This is a genomic window from Mesorhizobium sp. M7A.F.Ca.CA.001.08.2.1 (assembly GCF_003998455.1).
GTDB classification, from domain to species: Bacteria; Pseudomonadota; Alphaproteobacteria; order Rhizobiales; family Rhizobiaceae; genus Mesorhizobium; species Mesorhizobium ciceri.
Window position 1 is genome coordinate 1 of sequence record NZ_RZPW01000605.1, and the last position, 3,957, is coordinate 3,957.

At 62.3% G+C, this 3,957-nt stretch carries 4 protein-coding genes; 2 read left to right on the forward strand and 2 right to left on the reverse strand.

Annotation, left to right across the window (positions count from 1 at the left end):
* Together EN914_RS27265 and EN914_RS27270 are read right to left on the reverse strand one after the other, a co-directional pair.
* The coding region (locus EN914_RS27265; RefSeq protein WP_164778946.1) for an ABC transporter permease at nt 1-532 on the reverse strand (532 nt) is incomplete at its 3' end.
* A gap of 258 nt (nt 533-790) precedes the next feature.
* Nucleotides 791-2,401, reverse strand: a complete 1,611-nt coding sequence (locus EN914_RS27270; RefSeq protein ID WP_024504440.1) for an ABC transporter substrate-binding protein — start codon at nt 2,399-2,401, stop codon at nt 791-793.
* A gap of 90 nt (nt 2,402-2,491) precedes the next feature.
* On the opposite strand from EN914_RS27270, the gene EN914_RS27275 reads away from it, so the two are divergent.
* Both EN914_RS27275 and EN914_RS27280 read left to right on the forward strand, forming a co-directional pair.
* Nucleotides 2,492-2,713 carry a hypothetical protein gene (locus EN914_RS27275; RefSeq protein WP_127219401.1) on the forward strand — a complete coding sequence of 74 codons (222 nt, stop codon included), beginning with the start codon at nt 2,492-2,494 and terminating at the stop codon, nt 2,711-2,713.
* Between the two features lie 66 nt (nt 2,714-2,779).
* On the forward strand, nt 2,780-3,957 hold a 1,178-nt coding region (locus EN914_RS27280; RefSeq protein WP_164756965.1), incomplete at its 3' end, for a Xaa-Pro peptidase family protein.

The following is a 3,957-nucleotide window of genomic DNA, read 5'->3' on the forward strand; positions in this document are numbered from 1 at the left end:
TGTCGGAAGCCAGGGTCTCGATGCCGCCGATCGGCAGCCAGCGCAGGTCGACGGCAAAGACGACGATCAGCACCAGTCCGAGCCAGAAACCCGGCACGGCATAGAGCGCCAGCGAGCCGATCGACAGGAAGCGGTCGCGCAAACTCCCGGGCCGCGCGCCGGCATAGATGCCGAGTGCCGAGCCGAGCCCGAAGGAGAGCGCGGTGGCGCTGACCATCAACAGCAGCGTGTTGGGCAGGCGTTCGAGGATCACATCGCGGATCGGTCGGGAGAAGGTCACCGACTGGCCGAGGTCGAGATGCAACAGCGCCCAGAGATAGTTAGCCAGCCGCGTCAGCTCCGACTGGTCGAGGCCCCAGCGATGGCGCAACAGCTCGATCATGCCGGCGTCGCCGCCGGTCGAGACGATATAGGCATCGACCGCATCGCCGGGGGCGGCCTCGAGCAAAAGGAACGTGCCGATGACGACGATCAGCAGCACGAAGACGCTGCCGACGAGGCGGCGGCGGAGAAGGGTGAGGGCGCGGTTCATGGGGGCGTCGATGGGTTGGCGATACGTTGATTAGGACCGCGCCTAGGCACCCTCCTCTGTCCTGCCGGACATCTCCCCCTCAAGGGGGGAGATCGGCTGTCTCTTTTGGCTTCGCCAATCTCCAACGTTGAAGAATTCGCGGGACAGACAAGCGGCCAATCTCCCCCCTTGAGGGGGAGATGTCCGGTAGGACAGAGGGGGGCCTCGTAGAACTCAAAGCCTACGATGATTTCGCGAATTTTCATCCGCGCAATTCTGTCACGATTCCAAATACGTGTCCGCCCAGTTCGACACCGCCCAGCGCGGGTTGTTGGCGATGTTGCCGACGGTGTCTCGCGCGACGCTGATGAAACTCCATTCGGCGACGTTGATCAGCGGCAGGTCGGCAGCCACCGCCTTCTGGAATTCCTTGTAGAGGTCGGTGCGGGCTGATGCGTCGAGCGTCTCCGATGCCTTGGCGATGAGCGCATCGAGCGCATCGTTCTTGTAGCCGCCCTGGTTGGAGAACGGCACGCCGTCCGGAATGCCGCTCTGCACCAGGATGGTGGTCGAGATCGCCGGATCGCCGCGGAACACCGGCGGACCGACCGCGAGATCGAAGGCGTGGTCGGTGTAGACCGCCTTGATGTGCGCGGCCGAGTCGTTGTTGACCAGCTCAGCGTCGATGCCGATGGCGGCGAGCGCCTGGCGCAGATAGTCGCCGAACTGTTTTGTCTCGTTGAAATAGGGCGCAGGCAGCAGTTTCAGCGTGAAGCGCTTGCCGTCCGGGCCTTTCTTGTAGCCGGCTTCATCGAGCAGCGCGTTGGCCTTGGCGACGTCGAAGGCATAGGTCGGCACATCGGCGGTGTAGAATTGTGGATCGTTCTTCGGCACCGGGCCGGTGGCTGTCGCGGCATAGCCGAGGAACACCGTCTTGACGACGAAATCCTTGTCGATGGCATGTGCGATCGCCTGCCGCACTTTGACGTCGGCCAGTTCCTTGCGGCGATGATTGATCTCGACGACGAGTTGATAGGTCAGCCCTTCGTAACCCTTGGTGATCACTTTCAGGCCCGGCACTTTCGAGATGCGGTCGAGGTCGGCCAGCGGCACGGCGGAAAAGGCCGCGAGCTGGATCTCTCCGGCCTCCAGCGCGCTCGCCGCGGACGTGCGATCCGGCAGCACCTGATAGATGATCTCGTCGAGATAGGGCTCATCCTTGCCCCAGTAGTCGGTGTTTTTGGTCAGCCGGTAATACTGGCCGGCCTTGTACTCGCCGAATTTGAACGGTCCGGTGCCGATGGGCGCGTTGTTGGCCGGGTTGTCCTTGATCTTGCCGACCTCGTAGATGTGCTTCGGCACCACGCTGCTCAGCGCCGGCAGCGCGTTGCGGATCAACTGGAACGGCGTCGGCTTGGCGAATTTGAACACAGCGGTGAGATCGTCGGGGGTCTCGACGCTGGCCAGGTCCTTGAACACGGTGCGGCCGAGGTTCTGCAGCGGCTTCCAGATTTGCAGCGCCGAGAAGGCGACGTCGGCGGAGGTGAACGGCTTGCCGTCATGCCATTTGACGCCGTCGCGCAATTTGAACGTCACCGAGAGCCCATCGGCGGCACCCTCCCAGCTCAGCGCCAGCCTTGGCGCGAGTCCGTCCTTGCCGTCGTAGGAGGCTTCGGCCAGCGTTTCGACGATCTTGCTGGAGATGAAGAAGACGCCGTTGGAAGCGACGATCGCCGGGTTGAGGTTGCGCGGTTCGGAATCGGCGGCAAGCACAAGCCGCCCGCCCTTCTTCGGCGTCTGCGCCCAGCCCGGTGTCGGGATGGCGGTGGAGGCCAGCAGCATTGCCGAGCCGGAAAGCATCGTGCGTCTGGAAATCGTGAAACCTGACATGATCGAACTCCGTCCTCTCCGCGACCCGGTTGGGCGCGCCAATACCCCTCGAACGCCGGCAAGCCCGCCAGCATCCTTGCGGCGGCGATTATGAGCCTTGCCGAGGGTTTCGCCAGAGACGGAATTGGCGCATCCTCGCTTGGCTTTGAAATTTTCGTCCGCTGGACCAGTTTGGAATATGCGCTTCTATCACGTCAATCTGGTAGGACCAAATTGATGGGATATGCGACAGACAAAGGTATGATGACATCGAACGGTGCTGTTTTCCCTATTTCTGGCTGGACCAGAACGGGCAAAATGGTGCAGATTTGAGTCATGGCCAGGGGATCGCGAGCGGAACGACCGGCGGTCCCAGGCAATTCAGGGAGAGAGAGAGAGATGAACATTGCTCCGGGCAAGAATGCCGTCGGCAATATCCCGTTCGACCAGGCAAGGGTCGACCGGCTGATGGAGGAGGCCGGCATCGATGTGCTGCTCGCCACCTCCAAGCACAACACGCAATATCTGCTGGGCGGTTACAAGTTCATCTTCTTTGCCGCCATGGATGCGATCGGCCACAGCCGGTACCTGCCGATCGTCGTGTACGAAAAGGGCGGGCCGGACCATGCTGCCTATATCGGCAACCGCATGGAGGGCGGCGAGCACCAGAACAATCCGTTCTGGACGCCGACGCTGCACGCCGCCTGCTGGGGCACGCTCGACGCCGCCAACCTTGCGGTCGAGCACCTGCAGAAGATCGGCAAGGCCGGCGCGCGCATCGGCATCGAGCCTGGCTTCATGCCATCGGACGCCTATACGCTAATCCGCAAGGCGTTGCCGGATGCCAGGCTGATCGATGCGACCGACATGCTGGAGCGCATGCGCGCCATCAAGACCGATGCGGAGCTGGAGAAGCTGCGCACGGCCTCCGAACTGATCACCGATTCCATGCTGGCGACCATTGCCTGGGCGCGTGAAGGCACGACTAAAAGCGAGATCATCGAGCAGCTGCGGCGCGAGGAAACCAATCGCGGCATCCATTTCGAATATTGCCTGCTGACGCTGGGTGCCAGCCACAACCGCGCCGCTTCACCGCAGGCGTGGGAAAAAGGCGAGGTGCTGTCAATCGATTCCGGCGGCAATTATCACGGCTATATAGGGGACCTCTGCCGGATGGGCATTCTCGGCGAACCGGATGCCGAGCTCGAAGATCTGCTGGCCGAGGTCGAGACGGTGCAGCAGGCGGCCTTCTCAAAAGTCAAAGCGGGCACGCTGGGCGGCGACATGATTTCGCATGCCGAGGGCGTGCTGAAGGCTTCGAAGGTCGCGCCCTACACGGATTTCTTCGCCCATGGCATGGGCCTGATCACTCACGAGGCGCCGTTCCTGATGACCAACCATCCGGTGACCTATGAAGGCACCTATGCGGCCAAACCGCTGGAGAAGAACATGGTGCTGTCGGTGGAGACGACCATGCTTCACCCGACACGGGGCTTCATCAAGCTGGAAGACACGCTGGCGGTGACGGAGAGCGGATACGTGATGTTCGGTGATCGGGGCCGGGGGTGGAACAGGGG